Source organism: Hyphomicrobiales bacterium, assembly GCA_016125495.1.
GTDB lineage: Bacteria > Pseudomonadota > Alphaproteobacteria > Rhizobiales > RI-29 > RI-29.
Window position 1 is genome coordinate 344,799 of sequence record WGLQ01000007.1, and the last position, 18,286, is coordinate 363,084.

21 protein-coding genes are annotated in these 18,286 nt (G+C 67.3%); 16 read left to right on the forward strand and 5 right to left on the reverse strand.

Annotated elements, in window-relative coordinates; translation table 11 throughout:
- Positions 1-162 precede the first annotated feature (162 nt).
- From GC150_07010 to pcaF, 3 genes are read left to right on the forward strand one after another with little or no spacing between them, the layout of a single operon-like run.
- Positions 163-1,038: an S-methyl-5'-thioadenosine phosphorylase gene (locus tag GC150_07010; protein ID MBI1384643.1), complete on the forward strand. Its 876-nt coding sequence runs from the start codon at positions 163-165 to the stop codon at positions 1,036-1,038.
- Positions 1,039-1,066: 28 nt separating this feature from the next.
- Positions 1,067-1,918, forward strand: coding sequence for a 2-(1,2-epoxy-1,2-dihydrophenyl)acetyl-CoA isomerase (locus GC150_07015; GenBank protein MBI1384644.1), 852 nt, complete (start codon positions 1,067-1,069; stop codon positions 1,916-1,918).
- A 4-nt stretch (positions 1,919-1,922) separates the two neighbouring features.
- A complete protein-coding gene (pcaF, locus tag GC150_07020) occupies positions 1,923-3,125 on the forward strand; it encodes a 3-oxoadipyl-CoA thiolase (GenBank protein MBI1384645.1) in 1,203 nt (400 codons plus the stop codon).
- Between the two features lie 48 nt (positions 3,126-3,173).
- On the opposite strand, the gene GC150_07025 is transcribed toward pcaF, so the two are convergent.
- A complete protein-coding gene (locus GC150_07025; GenBank protein MBI1384646.1) occupies positions 3,174-3,458 on the reverse strand; it encodes a hypothetical protein in 285 nt (94 codons plus the stop codon).
- A gap of 144 nt (positions 3,459-3,602) precedes the next feature.
- On the opposite strand from GC150_07025, the gene GC150_07030 reads away from it, so the two are divergent.
- Genes GC150_07030 through GC150_07045 form a run of 4 tightly spaced genes read left to right on the forward strand, consistent with a single transcriptional unit; the run spans position 3,603 to position 7,098 of the window.
- Positions 3,603-4,133, forward strand: coding sequence for an adenine phosphoribosyltransferase (locus GC150_07030; GenBank protein MBI1384647.1), 531 nt, complete (start codon positions 3,603-3,605; stop codon positions 4,131-4,133).
- Between the two features lie 38 nt (positions 4,134-4,171).
- Complete coding sequence (locus tag GC150_07035) at positions 4,172-4,417, forward strand: hypothetical protein (GenBank protein ID MBI1384648.1); 246 nt, start codon at positions 4,172-4,174, stop codon at positions 4,415-4,417.
- A 51-nt stretch (positions 4,418-4,468) separates the two neighbouring features.
- On the forward strand, positions 4,469-5,587 hold the full coding sequence (mtnA, locus tag GC150_07040; protein MBI1384649.1) for an S-methyl-5-thioribose-1-phosphate isomerase: 1,119 nt from the start codon (positions 4,469-4,471) through the stop codon (positions 5,585-5,587).
- Positions 5,584-7,098, forward strand: coding sequence for a choline oxidase (locus GC150_07045; GenBank protein MBI1384650.1), 1,515 nt, complete (start codon positions 5,584-5,586; stop codon positions 7,096-7,098). The genes mtnA and GC150_07045 overlap by 4 nt, the downstream gene beginning before the upstream one ends.
- A gap of 8 nt (positions 7,099-7,106) precedes the next feature.
- Here GC150_07045 and GC150_07050 read toward each other — a convergent pair whose 3' ends face one another.
- From GC150_07050 to GC150_07065, 4 genes are all read right to left on the reverse strand, one after another.
- Complete coding sequence (locus GC150_07050; protein MBI1384651.1) at positions 7,107-7,565, reverse strand: hypothetical protein; 459 nt, start codon at positions 7,563-7,565, stop codon at positions 7,107-7,109.
- A gap of 95 nt (positions 7,566-7,660) precedes the next feature.
- Positions 7,661-9,055: a HAMP domain-containing protein gene (locus tag GC150_07055; GenBank protein ID MBI1384652.1), complete on the reverse strand. Its 1,395-nt coding sequence runs from the start codon at positions 9,053-9,055 to the stop codon at positions 7,661-7,663.
- Positions 9,055-9,780 carry a response regulator gene (locus GC150_07060; GenBank protein MBI1384653.1) on the reverse strand — a complete coding sequence of 242 codons (726 nt, stop codon included), beginning with the start codon at positions 9,778-9,780 and terminating at the stop codon, positions 9,055-9,057. The genes GC150_07055 and GC150_07060 overlap by 1 nt, the downstream gene beginning before the upstream one ends.
- A complete protein-coding gene (locus tag GC150_07065) occupies positions 9,755-10,351 on the reverse strand; it encodes a MarR family transcriptional regulator (GenBank protein ID MBI1384654.1) in 597 nt (198 codons plus the stop codon). Before GC150_07065 ends, GC150_07060 begins: the two co-directional genes overlap by 26 nt.
- 275 nt (positions 10,352-10,626) lie before the next feature.
- On the opposite strand from GC150_07065, the gene GC150_07070 reads away from it, so the two are divergent.
- The 9 genes from GC150_07070 to GC150_07110 all read left to right on the forward strand — a co-directional run bounded on the left by GC150_07070 (position 10,627) and on the right by GC150_07110 (position 18,281).
- Positions 10,627-11,517 carry a branched-chain amino acid aminotransferase gene (locus GC150_07070; GenBank protein MBI1384655.1) on the forward strand — a complete coding sequence of 297 codons (891 nt, stop codon included), beginning with the start codon at positions 10,627-10,629 and terminating at the stop codon, positions 11,515-11,517.
- Between the two features lie 227 nt (positions 11,518-11,744).
- Entirely contained in the window at positions 11,745-12,236 is a 492-nt protein-coding gene (locus tag GC150_07075; GenBank protein ID MBI1384656.1) for a VOC family protein, read from the forward strand.
- Positions 12,237-12,248: 12 nt separating this feature from the next.
- Entirely contained in the window at positions 12,249-12,638 is a 390-nt protein-coding gene (locus GC150_07080) for a DUF1428 family protein (GenBank protein ID MBI1384657.1), read from the forward strand.
- Between the two features lie 19 nt (positions 12,639-12,657).
- The gene (locus GC150_07085; protein MBI1384658.1) at positions 12,658-13,101 is read left to right on the forward strand and encodes a hypothetical protein; all 444 of its coding nucleotides are present in this window, start codon (positions 12,658-12,660) and stop codon (positions 13,099-13,101) included.
- Between the two features lie 18 nt (positions 13,102-13,119).
- Positions 13,120-13,905 (forward strand): VOC family protein, encoded by a 786-nt coding sequence (locus GC150_07090; GenBank protein MBI1384659.1) that lies wholly within the window; start codon positions 13,120-13,122, stop codon positions 13,903-13,905.
- A gap of 42 nt (positions 13,906-13,947) precedes the next feature.
- The gene (locus tag GC150_07095; GenBank protein MBI1384660.1) at positions 13,948-14,373 is read left to right on the forward strand and encodes a polyketide cyclase; all 426 of its coding nucleotides are present in this window, start codon (positions 13,948-13,950) and stop codon (positions 14,371-14,373) included.
- A gap of 224 nt (positions 14,374-14,597) precedes the next feature.
- On the forward strand, positions 14,598-15,749 hold the full coding sequence (locus GC150_07100; GenBank protein ID MBI1384661.1) for a 2-aminoethylphosphonate--pyruvate transaminase: 1,152 nt from the start codon (positions 14,598-14,600) through the stop codon (positions 15,747-15,749).
- 33 nt (positions 15,750-15,782) lie between these two features.
- The gene (gene phnA / locus GC150_07105) at positions 15,783-17,021 is read left to right on the forward strand and encodes a phosphonoacetate hydrolase (GenBank protein MBI1384662.1); all 1,239 of its coding nucleotides are present in this window, start codon (positions 15,783-15,785) and stop codon (positions 17,019-17,021) included.
- A gap of 150 nt (positions 17,022-17,171) precedes the next feature.
- A complete protein-coding gene (locus tag GC150_07110; protein MBI1384663.1) occupies positions 17,172-18,281 on the forward strand; it encodes a TIGR03364 family FAD-dependent oxidoreductase in 1,110 nt (369 codons plus the stop codon).
- Positions 18,282-18,286 lie beyond the last annotated feature (5 nt).

Sequence of the window (18,286 nt, forward strand, 5' to 3'; positions counted from 1 at the left end):
CGGTGCGGCACCTTGCACCACCACCGGCCTGCACTTCGACACTGCTCGAGCGCACCCCGCCAGCCCGCGCATAGCCATCCGCCCTTGACAGCGGCGCCCCGAGTGCCGAGCGTCCGCCCCTGATGGCGCCCGAACGGGCGGTTCCGGCGAAAGGTGCAGGGTATGACGCAATCGGTTCTGGGCATTGTCGGTGGCAGCGGACTCTATGACCTGCCGGGCCTCGCCTTCGCCGAGTGGCGCGACGTGGCGACCCCCTGGGGCGAGCCGTCCGACCAGATCCTGTTCGCCACCGTCGGCGACCTTCCCGTGCGCTTCCTGCCGCGCCACGGTCGGGGCCACCGCCATAGCCCGACGACGATCAACTACCGCGCCAACATCGATGCCCTGAAGCGCGCGGGCGTCACCGATCTCGTCTCCGTTTCGGCCTGCGGCTCGTTTCGCGAGGACCTGCCGCCAGGCAGTTTCGTGCTCGTCGACCAGTTCATCGACCGCACCTTCGCGCGCGAAAAGAGCTTCTTCGGCACCGGCTGCGTCGCCCATGTGGCGATGGCCGATCCGATCAGCCCCGGCCTCGTCGACCTCATCGCGGCAGCGGGCGAGAAGTCCGGCGTCGCCCTCCGGCGCGGCGGCACCTACCTCGTCATGGAGGGTCCGCAGTTCTCCACCCGCGCCGAGAGCAACCTCTATCGCCAGTGGGGCTGCGACGTCATCGGCATGACCAACATGCCGGAAGCCAAGCTCGCGCGCGAGGCCGAGATCTGTTATGCGACCGTCGCGATGGTAACGGATTACGACTGCTGGCACGACGACCACCGCGACGTCGACATCACGGCGATCCTGAGGACGCTCCACGACAACGCCGAACGGGCCCGGCGCCTCGTCGGGCAACTCGCCGCCGATTTCCCCCGCGAACACCCCGCCTGCCCGCTCGGCAGCGATCGCGCCCTCGATTATGCGATCATCACGGCGCCGGAAGCGCGCGATGCCGCCCTCCTCGCCAAGCTCGACGCCGTCGCGGGCCGGGTGCTGGGCTCGTGAGAAGCGGCCAGCCGGAAGGAAAGCTCGCATGTCCGAGATGCTCCTCGAGGCCCGTGACGGGCCGGTCGCCGTCCTGACGCTCAACCGTCCGGAGCGGCTCAACGCACTGAACGTGGACCTCCACCGCCAGCTCACCGCTGCCCTCGACCGGGTGGCAGGCGATCCGACATGTCGGGCCGTCGTCCTCACCGGCGCCGGCCGCGCCTTTTCGACCGGCCAGGACCTTTCAGAGCGCCTCGTCAGCGAGGGCGCGCCCCCGCCCGACCTCGCCCACTCGATCGAGGCCCGCTATACGCCCCTCGTCATGCGCCTGCGCAACCTGCCAAAGCCGCTCGTCATCGCCGTGAACGGCATCGCGGCGGGGGCGGGCGCCTCGCTCGCGCTCCACGGCGACATCACCATCGCGGCTCGCTCGGCGCACTTCATACAGTCCTTCGCCAAGGTCGGCCTGATGCCGGACTGCGGTGGCACTTGGCTTTTGACGCGGCTGATCGGCGGCGCCCGGGCGCGAGGTCTCGCGATGCTCGCCGAACCGCTGCCCGCCGAGGAAGCCGCCACGATGGGCCTCATTTGGCGCGCCGTGCCGGACGACGAACTCATGACGCACGCGCTCGCCATCGCCCGAAAGCTGGCGGCCGGCGCCCCGCGTGCCCTGCTCGCCACCCGCGAGGCGGTCGCCTCGGCCCATTCCAACACCCTCGCCGAGCAGCTCGCCCTCGAACGCGACCTCCAGGGGCGCCTCGGCTCCGAGCCGGACTATCGCGAGGGCGTCCGCGCCTTCGTGGAAAAGCGCGAGCCGAACTTCACTGGTGCGCCCGCCCCAACGGCACCCGGTGGAGAACCGCCGGCCGCCGAACCGGGGCCCGCCACAGGAGCCTGACGCAATGTCCGAGGCCTATCTCGTCGATGGCATCCGCACCCCGATCGGGCGCTACGGCGGTGCGCTCTCGGCCGTCCGTCCCGACGATCTCGCGGCCCATGTCATCCGTTCGCTTCTCGCGCGCCATCCCGCCATCGTGCCGGACGCGATCGACGACATCGTCCTCGGCTGCGCCAATCAGGCCGGCGAGGACAACCGCAACGTCGCGCGCATGGCGGCCCTCCTGGCGGGGCTGCCCGCGTCGGTGACGGGGACCACGGTCAACCGCCTGTGCGGCTCCGGTCTCGACGCCATCGCGATCGCGGCCCGCCAGATCAAGTCGCGCGAGGCCGACCTCGTCGTTGCCGGTGGCGTCGAGAGCATGAGCCGGGCACCGTTCGTGATGGGCAAGGCGGCGGAGGCCTTCTCCCGCGATGCCCGCATCCACGACACGACCATCGGCTGGCGGTTCGTCAACCCGGCCATGGAGTCCGCCTACGGGACCGACTCGATGCCGGAGACGGCCGAGAATGTCGCGGCCGAATTCGCCGTCTCGCGCACCGACCAGGATGCATTCGCCCACCGTTCCCAGGAGCGCGCCGCCGACGCGATCGCGCGCGGTCGCCTCGCTCGCGAGATCGCCCCGGTCGTCATCCCGCGTCGCAAGGGCGATCCGGTCGTCGTGACGACGGACGAGCACCCGCGGGCCACCACCCTCGAGATGCTCGCGGGGCTCGCAACGCCCTTCCGCAAGGGTGGAACGGTGACCGCCGGCAACGCGTCCGGCGTCAACGATGGCGCGGCCGCCCTGCTCGTGGCCTCCGAGACTGCAATCGAGCGCTTCGGGCTCCTCCCGTTGGCCCGCATCGTGGGCGCCGCGACGGCCGGGGTGCCGCCGCGCGTCATGGGGATCGGGCCGGCTCCGGCGACGGAAAAACTCGCGCGCCGCCTCGGCCTCGGGATCGCCGACTTCGACGTCATCGAACTGAACGAGGCCTTCGCCGCCCAGGCGCTCGCCGTCCTGCGCCAGCTCGGCTTGCCGGACGACGCCGCGCACGTGAACCCGAACGGCGGCGCCATCGCGCTCGGGCATCCACTGGGCATGTCCGGTGCCCGTCTCGCCCTGACGGCCGCGTTGGAACTTGGCGACCGTGGCGCGCGCCGCGCCCTCTGCACCATGTGCATCGGGGTCGGCCAGGGCATCAGCCTCGCGCTCGAGCGCGTCTGACCGCACTCTTCCCGCCGACGCGGGTCGGCTCCGACACCGGACCGGGCGTCAGAACATGAGTTGCATCTTCAGCCAATCCGGAAGCATCCGGTCGGCGACCTCGGCGAGAGCGAAGGCGATGAGCGCCAGCAGGAACAGCGCGGGCAACGCCGCCAGGGCACATTTGAGGAAGAATCCGACGAGCCGCCAGAACGGCACATCGATGCCGACCAGGACGGATTCCCGGGCTGCTCGGGCGGCTGCGCGCCGCTGCTCGTCCTTGGCGACACGGAACGATCGCGGCAGGTCGTCCGCACGCCGCTCGCCATCCAGCGAAAGGGCCATATCATTCATGCTTGCCTCCCGGCACGCTGCTGGTATCACCCCCCGGCACCCCCGGTGCACTTATGCCACCGCGAGCGGACGACATCAGGGCACACGCTCGCGGCGATCCCAAGGCAAGCCCGAACGACAATCGCGCCCAAGAGGGTAACCACCGTGCTCGATCTGAAGTCACTGGTCCGCACCATCCCGGACTATCCCAAGCCCGGCATCATGTTCCGCGACGTCACGACGCTGCTCTCGAACGCGGCCGGATTTCGCCAGTGCATCGCGGAACTCGCCTCGCCCTTTCACGACAAGGGCGTGCAGCTCGTTGCCGGCATCGAGGCGCGCGGCTTCATCCTCGGAGGGGCGGTCGCCGACCGGCTCGGCTGCGGCTTCGTGCCGATCCGCAAGAAGGGCAAGCTGCCGGGTAAGGCGATCGGCCAGGACTACGAACTCGAATACGGCATCGACGCCATCGAGATCCACGAGGATGCAATCGCGCCTGGCGAGCGCGTCCTGCTGATCGACGACCTCATCGCCACCGGAGGGACGGCGCGGGCCGCGGTCAAATTGCTGCGCCACGTATCGGCTGAAATCGTCGGCGCCGCCTTCGTCGTGGACCTTCCCGACCTCGGCGGCCGCGGCAGACTCGAGGCGAGCGGCATCGCCTGCCACGCGCTGATGGCGTTCGAGGGCCACTGAACCGCGCCCGGGTGCGACGACGAGGAACGGACCCGGCCATGGGCGTGGAACAGTTCGATGCCGCCAGTCATGCCGAACGCGAGCGGGCACAGCGCGACGCTCTACGCCCGCTCGCTGGCCGCCCGGGCCGCCACACGATCGCCTGCCCGCGTTGCGGCGATGGGGGCGCCGAGGTCGAGGTCACACCACAGCCGCCCCACGGCATCTGGTATCGCTTGCGCTGCGGCTCCTGTAGCTTCAACGCGCTGGTACTCGAGGCGACGGGCGGCCCGCGCACGACCTGACGCCGGAGTGAGCCCCACAATCTGGCACTGAACCCTTCTGGAGGCCGAGGGATGCGTATCGACGGACGCCCCATGCGGACCATCTGGGTCGAGGACGACGGCTGGAGCGTCGGCATCATCGACCAGATCGAACTGCCCCACCGGTTCCGGACGCGCCGGCTGGAGAGCTGCGCGGAAGCGGCCCACGCCATCAAGTCGATGCAGGTGCGTGGCGCACCGCTGATCGGGGCGACCGCCGCGTATGGCGTCGCCCTCGCGATGCGCCGCGATCCGGGCGATGCCGCGCTCGAGGACGCGATCGCGCATCTCGCCGCCCAGCGCCCGACCGCCGTCAACCTCCGCTGGGCACTCGATCGCATGTTCGAGACCCTCGCCCCGCTGCCCGCGGCCGAGCGCGCCCGGGCGGCCTACACGCGGGCAGCCCGGCTGTGCGACGACGATGTCGAGACCTGCCGGCGGATCGGCGAACACGGGCTCCCCATCATCCGCGCCCTTGCCGAGCGCAAGGCCGGCAAACCGGTGGAGATCCTGACGCACTGCAACGCGGGCTGGCTCGCCTGCGTCGACTGGGGCACCGCGACGTCCCCCATTTATCAGGCCCACGACCTCGGCATTCCGGTCCATGTCTGGGTCGACGAGACCCGCCCCCGAAACCAAGGCGCCGCCATCACCGCCTACGAACTCGGCGCGCACGGCGTCCCCCACACCATTGTCGTCGACAACGCTGGCGGCCACCTGATGCAGCGCGGCCGGGTCGACATGTGCATTGTCGGCACCGACCGCACGACGGCGACCGGCGATGTAGCCAACAAGATCGGCACATATCTCAAGGCGCTCGCCGCCCACGACAACGGCGTGCCCTTCTACGTGGCCTTGCCCTCGTCGACCATCGACTGGACGATCCGCGACGGCTTTTCCATCCCGATCGAGGAGCGGGACGGTGAGGAGGTCCTCTCGATGACGATCCGCACCGCCGACGGCGGGCTGTCACGGGGGGAGATCGCGGCACCGGGCTCGCCGGCCGCCAATCCGGCCTTCGACGTCACCCCGGCACGGCTCGTCAGCGGGCTCATCACCGAGCGGGGCGTCTGCGCCGCGACGCAGCAAGGTCTGGCATCGCTCTTTCCGCACGAGGCCGCGCACGCCATGAGCGCCGAAACGGACGCATGACGGGCGAACCCGAGAGCATCCTCGAAGTCGACGTCGCCATCGTTGGCGGCGGCTCGGCGGGCTGCATCATCGCGCGTCGTCTCGCCGATGCCAGGCCCGACTGGCGCATCCTGCTGATCGAGGCGGGCCCGGCCGACGAGGGCGACCCGACGCTGACCGACATCAGCCGGCTCGACGAGCAACGGCCGGAGCTCGACTGGGGCTTTCGGGCTGCACCGCACGAAGGTGGTCCCGCCGAACTCGCCTATGCCCGCGCCCGCGCTCTCGGCGGCTGCGGCAACCACAACGATTGCGCCTTTCTCATCCCCCCGCCGAGCGACTTCGAGGCCTGGGTCGCGGCCGGTGCACGGGGCTGGGGACCCAACGACGTCGCCCCGTTCTTTGCGCGCATCGAAGAGCGCGTACATGTCGAGAGACACCCGCCGCTCTCGCCCGTCTCGCGCGCATTCATTGCCGCCGGCAACGAGTTGGGACTGCCGACCCGGGACTTTCGGGACGGCATCGAGGAGGGCGTCGGCGCATTTCCCCTCAATGCCCGTGGCGCGATCCGCCAGTCGTCCTCGGTCGCCTACCTGCACCCGATCGACCTGCTGCCCGCCAATCTGATCCTCTGGACCGAGACCCTGGTCGAGCGCATCCTTTTCGAGGACCGCCGCGCCACCGCCATCGAAACGACGCGCGGCGGGGTCTCGGTTGCCGGCGAACTGGTCCTCTCGGCAGGCGCCATTCAGACGCCGCAGCTCCTGATGGTCTCGGGCATCGGACCGGCCGGTGCGCTCGCGGCCCACTCGATCCCGGTGCTGCACGATGTCGCAGGCATCGGATCGCATCTCCTCGACCACCCGGCGGCGGCGGTCACGTTCGAACTCGCCCATCCGGTGCCCGCATGGTCGATCACGCCCTTCGAGGCTACGATGCTGATCCGCATCGATGCCGATGCCCCCGCCCCCGACGTTCTCTTCCACTTCGGTCTGCGCGTCAGGGAAAAATACGAGGAGGACCCCCGCCTCGGCCGATTGGTCAACGGCGTCAAATTGTCACCGAACGTCACGCGGGCGCGCAGCGAGGGCTACATTGGCCTCACCGGTCCGCGCATCGGCGATGCACCGCGGATTTCCCTCTGCTACCTTTCCGATCCCGAAGGCTACGACCGCCGCATCCTGCGCGCGGCGATGCGCTTTGCCCGCCGCATCATGGAGGCCCCCTCCTTCCGCGCCATAGCATCGAGGGAGGTCGCCCCGGGCCCGGGCGTCACCACCGACGCCGAGCTGGACGCCCACATCGATCGCGTCGTCGAAACCGTTTATCATCCATCGGGAACCTGCCGGATGGGCGATCCCCGGGACCCCCGATCGGTCGTTGCCCCGGATCTCGGCGTGTGTGGTCTCGCCAATGTCACGGTTGCGGACGCGAGTGTGTTCCCGACCATGGTGACGACGAACATCAACAGCGCCGTCATGATGATTGGCGAACGCGCCGCCGCACTTCTCGCCGCGCGGCACTTGCGCTGAATCGTGGCTCAGGGAACGGCGAGCGCGACCGCATCCCCGATGGTGATCACCCCCGCCGACACCACCTCGGCCGTTACCCCGCCGTGGCCGCGCACGGCATTGTACCCACCGGACCCGAGGGCCTCCTCCATCCGGCTGCATGGCGCGCAGGGACCGGTGACACGCAGCTTCGCCGTGCCGATCTCGATCACGCGATGGCGCAGCGCCAGCAGATTGATGCCCGCGACCGCGATGTTCCGGCGCAGCAGCTCCGGCCCGATTTCCGCCCGCCCGAGAAGGCTCGCGATGACGCAAAGGTGCTCCCACTGCACGAGTGTCACCGCCCTTTTTCCCTCCCTCATCCGGTGATCGCCGACGAGGCCTTGGGGCAAGACGTCGACGCACTCGCGCAACGTCATCGGCGCGCGCCGGGCCGGCCGCACTGCGATCCAGCGCACACGACCCGGGCCCGCATGGCGCGTGGTCAGCGCCTCGATGACGCCCTCGCCGAACGGTGCCGCGCCGCCCGACCGGTTGCCGTCCGGTTCGCGCAATTTCACTCCTCCACGCTCGCGCCCGCCACTCAGACCGGCACCTGGATGATCGCCTTGAGACCGCCGAGAGGACTGTCCTCCAGCCAGATGTCACCGCCGTGTGTTCGCGCGATGTCGCGAGAGATCGCGAGCCCGAGGCCGGTGTTGCCGACGTCCTGGTTGCGGGCGGTGTCGAGGCGGTAGAAGGGACGGAAAACCTCCTCGCGTTTGTCGGCGACGATGCCGGGGCCGTCGTCGTCGACCTCGATGCGCAGCCAGTGCCCGTCGAGTCCTACGCTCACTTGCACCGTCTTGGCATAGCGCACGGCATTGGTGACGAGATTTGTGATCGCACGCTTCAGCGCCCGTCGCTTGATCGAGACGACCATCGGGCCGTCGTGCGCCATTTTCAGCTCGAAGCGCCGCGAGAGGCGGGCGGCCTCCTGCTCGATTTCGGCGATCAGGGCGCGCACATCGTGCAGCGCCGTCTCCTCCCCGCTGCTCCCCTTGGCGAAGGACATGTAGTCCTCCAGCATCGCCTGCATCTCCTCGACATCGCTCTTCAGCGCGTCCGTATCGACCCTCCCGTCGATCATCGCCAATTCCAGCCGGAATCGCGTCAGGATGGTCCGGAGGTCGTGGCTGACGCCGGCGAGCATGGCGGTGCGCTGCTCCACGTGGCGCTCGATCCGATCGCGCATTTCGATGAACGCGCTCGCGGCCTGGCGCACCTCGCGCGCACCCCTGGCGCGGAAATCCTCCGGCACCGGCCGCCCCTTGCCGAAGGCGTCGGCCGCCTCCGCCAGGCGCACCACCGGCTTGATCTGGTTGTGCAGAAAAAGAATGGCGACGGTCAGGAGGACGAGGGACGTGCCGACCATCCAGATGAGGAAGATGTGCGAGTTGGAGGCATATGTCTGGCTGCGATGCGTGATGAAGCGCAGCACCGCGTCCTCGAGGCGGATTTGAATCTCGACGTGCCGCGAGCGTCCGACCGTGTCGATCCAGTAAGGCCGCGAAACGTGGCGTGCGAGTTCGTTCGAAAGCGTGCGATCGAGGAGGTCGAAATAGGGCCGTGGCCGCTCGGGCGGCAGTTCACCCTTCGGCAACACCTGGACGGAAAGCCCCATGCGCTGGCGCGCCACCTCGATGAGGCCGGCGTAATTGTCCTGTTCGCCGTAGTCCTGGTACATGTCGATGACGGCCGCGATGCTGCCCGCCGTCGCCTCCGACAAGCGGCGCGTCATCGCCTCCCAGTGCCGCTCCATGAAGATGAAAGCGACGACCGACTGCAACAACACCATCGGCGCGATGATGATGATGAGGGCACGCGCATAGAGCCCCTTCGGCAGGAACGACCACAGCGACTGGCCGAACCGGCGCAGTCGTCCGCCGAGGCCGCTCGTCGCGCCTTGGCTCTCGTCACTGTCGAGGATCGCAACCATCAGTCGGTATGCAGGATATAGCCTTTTCCACGCACGGTCTGCAGATAGACGGGATTGGCCGGATCGACCTCGATCTTGCGGCGCAATCGGTTGATCTGGACGTCGATCGCCCGCTCGTTGCCGATCCCCTCGTCGGTCACGAGTTCATGGCGCGGGATCGGCTGACCGGCCTGTTGGGCGAACTGGCGCAGCAGATCCCGCTCGCGCTCCGTGAGCCGTATGGTCTCCCCGTCTCGCTGCAATTCGCCCCGCGTGACATGGAAGACGAACGGTCCGATCCTCACCTCGTCGCTCGAGATGCTCGTCGTCGCACGTCGCCGCAGGATGTTGTTGATCCGCAGCAACAGCTCGCGCGGCTCGAACGGTTTCGGCAGATAGTCGTCGACGCCCGCCTCGAGCCCCTTGATGCGGTCGTCCGGCTCGGACTGGGCCGTCAGCATCAGGATCGGCAGGCCGGCGAATTGACCGGACCTCAATTCGCGCGCGAACGCCAGCCCATCGACCCCCGGCATCATGATGTCGAGCACGACGAGGTCGAAGGCGAGCCCTTCCATCGCCGAACGGGCCGACTCGACGTCGCGCGCGGTCGTTGCTCGAAAGCCGTTCTCCAACAGGTAGCGTCCGATCAGTTTGCGGATGCGCTGGTCGTCATCGACGACGAGGACGTGCGGCGCATCGTCCGATGGCGGCTTGATGCCGTCACCCAGTGCGGAGATCCGATTCATCGCGTCCCTCCACCTCCTCATGTCTCGCCCCGAGGCGAGCTTCGTTGCGCACCCGACGAGCCTTGCTGATTCCGACGAGGAATTGCTCGACCGCGCAACGGCCATCGGCATCGAGACCATCCAGCGCCCCGCCGACCCGGCGGATTTGCGGCGCTATGAGCTGGGCGAACAAGGCCGCACCGCGCTCGGTTGCGAACAACAATCGCTCGCGGCGGTCCTGCTCGCCGGCCCGCTGCTCGATCAACCCTTCGTCGACCAACTGCTTCAGCACGCGGGCGAGACTTTGCTTGGTGATTTTCAGGATGTCGAGCAGATCGGCGACCCTGAGACCCGGCCTGAAGTTGACGAAATGCAGCACGCGGTGATGCGCCCGCCCGTAGCCGAGCGCCTCGAGCATCTCGTCCGGATCGGAAATGAAATCGCGGTAGGCGAAAAAGAGCTGCTCGATGACGCGCACGATCGGATCATCACCGTTCTTGACGGCTTCGGCGGGCTCTGCCTGCCCCGCCGCCCCGCCCTGGCCCCGGTTGGCGGCAACCAGCGTTTCCGCACTGAGGTCGTTTGCAGCCATCTGCGCCTCGTTCCTCGCTGGCCGATCGCCCGTCCCCGGCAAGAGCCCTGGGCTGTGCGGGCCCGGACCGACGCCTGCGATAGGCGCTCAAGCCTCACCAGCCGCCGCGATCATGGTCGCGAACGGCATTTAGGTCAACCATGTTGACATATCATCGGTCGGTTGATACCTGTCGCGGATGCCGCCATTTGCGCAACATTGTTGCGTGGCGCGCCCAGAAAACAGCAACACCGTGAAATTGCGGCCAAATCGGAGCGGCCGTTGGGAGAACGACAATGGCCGGTGCGCCCTATCACGATCGCGATGGTTGGATCTGGTTCGACGGCGAGTGGAAACCTTGGCGCGAGGCGAATCTGCACGTCCTGAGCCATGGTCTGCATTACGCTTCGAGCGTCTTCGAGGGCGAGCGCGCCTATGGTGGCGAGATTTTCAAGCTCGAGGAGCACACGGAACGGCTCTATGAAAGTGCCCGCTGGCTCGACTTCGAGATCCCGTTTTCGCCGGCCACGCTCAATGAAGCCTCGCGCGAGGCGGTCCGCCGCAATGGCCTCGTCGACTGCTACATCCGCCCGATCGCCTGGCGCGGCAGCGGCCAGATGGGTGTCGCCGCGCAGAACGCCGGTGTCCATGTCGCCATCGCCGCTTGGGATTGGGGCTCCTATTTCGACCCGGCCCAACGCCTCAGGGGCATCCGGTTGCGCCATGCCGACTACCGCCGGCCCGATCCGGCAACCATCCCCTGCAAGGCCAAGGCGGCTGGGCTCTACATGATCTGCACCCTCGAAAAGCACAAGGCCGAGGCCCGCGGCTACGCCGACGCCCTGATGCTCGACTATCGCGGCAACGTCGCCGAATGCACCGGCGCCAACATCTTCTTCATCAAGGATGGCACCATCCACACGCCCCGCCCCGACGCCTTCCTCGACGGCATCACCCGGCGCACCGTGATCGATCTCGCCCGCAGGCGCGGCTACACTCTCGAAGAACGCATCATCTCGCCGACCGAACTGGCCAGCTTCAGCGAGTGCTTCATCACCGGCACCGCCGCCGAAATCACACCCGTCTCCGAGATCGGTGACTTCCACTACAAGCCCGGCGCGATCACCGAAACTCTGCTCAACGACTACATGGCGGTCGTTCGCCCGAAGGCCGCCGTCGCCGAATAGTCGCACTGTCGCTCGAGCCCGATTCCAGGAATGCCAGGCCGCCCGGCACCACGCCGGGCGGCATTTCTTTTCGAGCTTGACGTTGCAACATACCGAACGGTATGTATTTGGAGTGCTGCGGGGGCAAGCCCGTCAACCCGTCGCGAAATCGCCGCGGATGTGAGCGATCGTCTCGAAGGTCACGTCGAGGTGCTGCTCGCTGCGCGAAGTCAGCTACGGAGATCGGGATGACACAACGGGAAAAACTCGTCACCTTCCTGTGGTTCGACCACGGCGAAGCGAAAAGGGCAGCGGAGTTCTATGCCGCGACATTTCCCGACAGCAAAGTCGAACGGGTGAACACCGCGCCCGGTGATTTCCCCGGCGGCAAGCAAGGAATTGAACTCACCGTCGAGTTCACTCTGCTCGGGCGCAAGTTCATCGGCCTCAACGGCGGTCCGATCGTCACGCCGAACGAAGCCGTCAGCTTCATGGTGCTGACCGAAAGCCAGAGCGAAACCGACCGTTATTGGAACGCGATCGTCGGCAACGGCGGTACGGAGAACGCGTGCGGCTGGTGCAAGGACCGCTGGGGCCATTCGTGGCAGATCACGCCGAGATTGCTGATGGATCTGACGACAGGATCGGACCGCGCCAAGGCCAAGCGCGCCTTCGAGGCCATGATGACGATGAAGAAAATCGATATCGCGGCGCTCGAGGCCGCGGTCGGAGCCGGATGAAGGAGCAAAATCATGACCTATGTCGACGGCTTCGTGATCGCGGTCCCGACCGCCAACAAACAGAAGTTCATCGATCACGCCAACGAAGGTGACGGCGTCTTCATCGATCTCGGCGCCCTGCGCGTCATCGAATGCTGGGGCGACGACATCAAGGATGGCAAGTTGACCGATTTCCGTCGCGCCGTTCAGGCCAAGGACGACGAGACGGTCGTCTTTTCCTGGATCGAATGGCCCGACAAGGCGACACGCGATGCGGCCTTCGCGACGATGATGGAGTGGATGAAAAATCCCGGAACGGGCGACCCGCGGATGGACCCCTCGAGGAACCCCATGCCGTTCGACGGCAAGCGATTGATCTACGGCGGTTTTGCGCCGATCGTCGAGGTCGCTTCCAAGGAATAGGCTCGAGGAGCGAAACGCCATGCCCGGCACGATCCGCCTCCACCGCGTCCTGACGGCAAAGCCCGAGAAGGTCTACCGGGCCTTCCTCGATCCCGACGCATTGGCGCGCTGGCTGCCGCCGAACGGCTTCACCGCCAAGGTCCATCACCTCGAGGCCAAGGTCGGCGGCACGTTTCGCATGTCATTCACGAATTTCACGAGCGGCAAGAGCCATGACTTCGGCGGCGCCTACCGCGAGCTGAAGCCGGCCACGCGCTTGCAGTACACCGACGTCTTCGACGATCCGAACCTGCCCGGCGAGATGCTGGTGACCGTCGACCTGACGGCGGTCTCGGTCGGCACCGAAATCAGCATCGTGCAGGAAGGGGTGCCGGACGCCATCCCGCCGGAGGCCTGCTATCTCGGTTGGCAGCAGTCGCTCTCGAGCCTGGCCCGGCTGGTCGAGCCCGAAATCCCAGATTGAGGCATTGGAGACAAGGACATGGCAAACCGGCATGGCGACTTCATCTGGTACGAACTGCTGACCTCCGATGCGGACGCGGCGCAAGCCTTCTATGGCGACATATTCGGCTGGTCGGCGCGGGATTCCGGCCAGCCGGCGATGGACTACCGGCTGTTCGCCATGAGCGGAATCGATGTCGGCGGGCTCATGCAGATCAACGAGGAGATGAAGGCGGGCGGCGCGCGCCCCCTTTGGCTCGGCTATATCGCCGTCGACGATGTCGATGCCAGCGCAGCGGCGATTGCCAAGGCGGGCGGCGCGTTGCAGATGCCGGCGATGGACATTGCCGGCGTCGGCCGCATCGCGATGGTGACGGACCCGCAAGGCGCCCCGTTCTACATCATGCGCGGGATGAGCGATGGAGAGAGCCACGCCTTTGCCTATGACAAGCCGCGCCTCGGCCATTGCGCCTGGAACGAACTGGCGACGTCCGATCAGCCGGCAGCAATGGCGTTCTATGCGGATCGCTTCGGCTGGAAGAAGGACGGTGAGATGCCCATGGGCCCGATGGGCGCCTATGAATTCTTCCGCCGCGCCGATGTGCCCGGCATCTTCGCCGGAGTCATGACCAAGCCGAAGGAGTTGCCGATTTCACTCTGGACCTACTACTTCCGCGTGGCCGATGTCGATGTGGCGGTGGAGCGCACCGGGCATGGCGGCGGCCAGATCCTGCACGGACCGATGGAAATCCCAGGCGGTGAGTTCGCGGTCAACGCGCTCGATCCACAGGGCGCCATGTTCGCCTTCGTCGGACCGCGCAAGTAGGCGGCTCGACCCGCGATATCCGCTCGAAGGGAGATTGGCACCATGGGCGCACCCGCCAGGATCACGGTGGAAACGACCGTCCGGGCGCCCGTCGCCGAGGTCTGGCGCGCCTATACCAATCCGCGTGACATCGAGCGCTGGAACGCGGCCTCCGACGATTGGCACACGACTTCGGCAACGGTGGACCTGCGCGAGGGAGGCGCCTTTTCCTCGCGCATGGAGGCCAAGGACGGGAGCGTCGGCTTCGATTTCGCGGGCACCTACACCAGGATCGTCGAGCACGAACTGATCGAGTACGCGTTCGGTGACCGCTCGGCCCGGGTGGAGTTCGCCAAACTACCCGATGGCGTGCGCGTTCGCGTCACCTTCGAGGCCGAGGCGACCTTTTCCCTCGACCAACAGCGCGATGGCTGGCAGGCCATCCTCGACAACTTCGCCCGTCACGTCGAGGCGAAGGGCCGTGGCTGACGGCCCCGATCATCGCTCGTTCCTTCGAACCGACTTCTTGCCGCCGTCCGCTCGGCTCCGCCGCGTGCCCGAGTCGCCTTGACGGACGTCGAAACGCCTGTTCTCGACCTCGTGACCCACCGCCGAGCCGATTTACATCGGCGCCGCGCGGTGCCAAGGCTGTCACAAAAGCTTCATCTGGAGATCGAGGCATGGTCGACGACGGTGCGTTTCCCAAACCCCGCATGGGCGAGCCCTACCTGCTGACCCCCGGCCCTCTCACCACGGCCATCGAGGTGAAGGAGGCGATGCTGCGCGACTGGGGCTCGTGGGACGGCGATTTCCGCGCCATGACGGGCGATGTCTGCCGCAGACTCCTCGCCATGGCCGGCGACACGGGAGAGCACTATGCCTGCGTTCCGATGCAGGGCTCGGGCTCGTTTTCGGTCGAAGCGATGCTGGGCACGCTCGTACCCCGGGACGGCAAGGTCCTGGTCCTGGCGAACGGCGCCTATGGGCAACGGGCAGCCGAGACCCTGCGTTACCTCGCACGCGACCATGTCGTGATCGACAAGGGCGACTACCTTCCACCGCGCGGCGAGGAGGTCGCCGCCGCATTGGACGGCGACAAGGCCATCAGCCACGTCGTCGTCATCCATTGCGAGACCTCCTCGGGCATTCTCAACCCGATCGAGGAGATCGCCGAGGTGGTCGCGGCGCGCGGCCGCAAGCTGTTGATCGACAGCATGTCGGCGTTCGGCGCCATTCCGCTCGACGTCGGTCGGACCCCGTGCGAGGCAATCGTCTCTTCGGCCAACAAGTGCATAGAGGGCGTGCCCGGTTTCGGTTTCGTCATCGCGAAAAGGAGCGCGCTCGAGGCCGCCAAGGGAAACAGCCACTCGCTGGCCCTCGACCTCCATGCCCAGTGGGCCTATCTGCAGAAGACCGGACAGTGGCGTTATACGCCGCCGACGCATGTCCTGGCCGCGTTCCAGAAGGCCCTCGACATGCACGCGGCAGAGGGCGGCGTTCTGGCTCGCGGGGCGCGCTACCGCAACAATCGCGATGTGATGGTCGAGGGCATGCGGGCGCTCGGTTTCGAGACGCTGCTCGCCGACCGCTGGCTTTCGCCGATCATCGTCACCTTCTTCAACCCTGCCGATCCGTCATTCGAGTTCAACCGATTCTATGAACTGATGAAGGCCGACGGGTTCATCATTTACCCTGGCAAGCTCACGGTCGCCGACAGCTTCCGCATCGGCTGCATCGGTCGGATGGACGGTGCGGTGATGCGGGCCGTCGTGGCCGCCGCCGGACGGGCGCTCGCGGCGATGGGCGTGCGCAGCGCCGCCCCCCCGGCCGAGGCACTGGCCGAGCGCGCCAAGCTCGCAGCCTGAATGCCGATCCGAGGAGCCCGGTAAGGAGCCCCCATGCCGAGAACCATCGCCGTGAACGGCCGCACCTATCCCTGGCCGAAGCGTACCGCCATCGCCATCTGCCTCGACGGTTGCGAGCCGGCCTACCTCGATGCCGCGATCACCGCCGGCCTGATGCCGACGCTCGCGCGCATCCGCGCCGAAGGCACGGACCGCATCGCCCATTCGGTGATCCCGTCCTTCACCAATCCCAACAACCTTTCCATCGCGACCGGACGGCCGCCCAGCGTGCATGGCATCTGCGGAAATTATCTCTACGACCGTGAAACCGGCGAGGAGGTGATGATGAACGACGTGCGCTTCCTGCGCGCGCCGACCATCTTTGCCGGCTTCCACGATGCCGGCGCCAAGGTCGCCATCGTCACGGCCAAGGACAAACTGCGTGCGCTGCTGGGCGCGGGGCTGCGTTTCGCAGAGGGCCGCGCCATCTGCTTTTCCTCCGAGCGATCCTCGGCGACCACCCGCGCCGAGCATGGCCTCGACGACGCCGCCGCCTGGCTGGGCCGCGCGGTACCGGATGTTTATTCGGCCGAACTTTCCGAGTTCGTTTTCGCGGCCGGAGTAAAGCTCCTCGCCGAGTTCCGGCCCGACATCATGTATCTGACCACCACTGATTTCATCCAGCACAAGTACGCGCCGGGCGATTCCGTCGCGAACGACTTCTACGCCATGTTCGACCGCTATCTCGGCGAACTCGACGCCCTCGGTGCGGCCATCGTGGTCACCGCCGATCACGGTATGAAGCCCAAGCACCTCGCCGACGGCTCACCGGCCGTCGTCTATGTCCAAGACCTCCTCGACCAGTGGCTCGGCCGTGCGGCCGCACGGGTGATCCTGCCGATCACCGACCCCTACGTCGTCCATCATGGCGCGCTCGGCTCGTTCGCGACGGCCTACCTGCCGGATGGCTCGGACCGAAATGCCATCGTCGAGCGCCTGAGGCGGGTGCCCGGTATCGACGTCGTGCTGACCGGGCAGGAGGCTGTCACCCGCTTCGAATTGCCCGCCGACCGCATCGGCGACATCGTCCTCACCTCGGGCGAGAACATGACCATCGGCACGAGCGCCGACCGCCATGACCTTGCCGCCCTCGACGTTCCCTTGCGCAGTCACGGCGGCCTCACCGAGCAGGCTGTCCCCTTCATCGTCAACCGGCGCATGGACCTGCCGGCAGCGCCGACGCTGCGCAATTTCGATGCCTTCGAGATCGCTTGCGACGCGGGCGCGGAGTAGGCCATGTCCCCGATCCCCTACCGCATCGGGATATCTCCCTTCGGCGGCATCGAGGACAGCGGCAGCGGCAACGGCTACGAGGAAGGCGTCGTAGAGGCGATGAAGAGCGACACCAACGTCAAAACGTTCTCGCTACCGTGGTAGGCGCACATGTTTGATCTGGCAGTCGTCGGTGCCGGGATCGTCGGCCTTGGTCATGCCCTTGCGGCCGCACGCCGGGGGCTCGATGTGCTGGTCGTCGACCGCGATGCCCAGGCCAACGGTGCCAGCATCCGCAATTTCGGTCTCGTCGTCGTCACCGGCCAGCGGCAGGGCGAGGATCGCAGGCGCGCCGAACGCAGCCGCGACATCTGGCTCGAGATCGCCGGGCCGGCCGGCATCGCGATCGAGCACCGGGGGCTTTTGGTTGCCGCAAGGCGACCCGAGGCAATGGCGCTGCTGGAGGCCTACGCGGCGACCGGGATCGATGGTGACTGCCGCCTGCTGTCGCGCGGCGAGTTGCTCGCCCTACAACCGCAGCTCGAGGGAGCCGCGCTCGCCGGCGGCTTGCACGGTCCCCAAGAGCTCCGCGTCGAATCCCGGTTGGCCCTGCCACGGCTCGCGGACCATCTCGCCCGTCGGTTCGGCGTCGAGTTCCGCTTCGGCACCACCGTCACCGACGTCGCCCCTCCCGTCCTCGAAACCTCCGCCGGCCGCATCGAGGCCGCCAAGGTGATCGTATGCCCCGGCGATGATCTGACCGGCCTCTATGGCGCGCACATCGCGGCGCGCGAGGTGACCCGCTGCAAGTTGCAGATGCTGCGTCTTGCCGATCCCGGCTTTCGTCTGCGGGCGGCAATCGTCTCCGACCTCAGCCTGCTGCGCTACGGCGGCTTTGCGGACCTGCCAGCGGCAGCGCCATTGCGCCGGCGCCTCGAGGCCGAACAGCCCGAGATGCTCGCGAACGGGGTCCATGTCATCGCGGTCCAGAGCGCCGACGGATCGCTCGTCGTCGGCGACTCCCACCATTACGCCCCGACCCCGGACCCATTTGCTTCCCAGTTGGTTGATCGGCTCATCCTCGACGAGTTCGAGGCCCTTTTCGGCCCTCGTCGCCTTGCTGTCTCCGCACGCTGGACAGGCACCTATTCCTCGGCCGCAGGCTCGGCCTTCCGCGACGCGCCCCATCCCGATGTCCGCCTCGTGATGGTGACCAGCGGAACCGGTGCCAGCACGGGCTTTGCGATCGGCGAGGAAACCGTCGCCGAACTTTTCGATTAGGGACC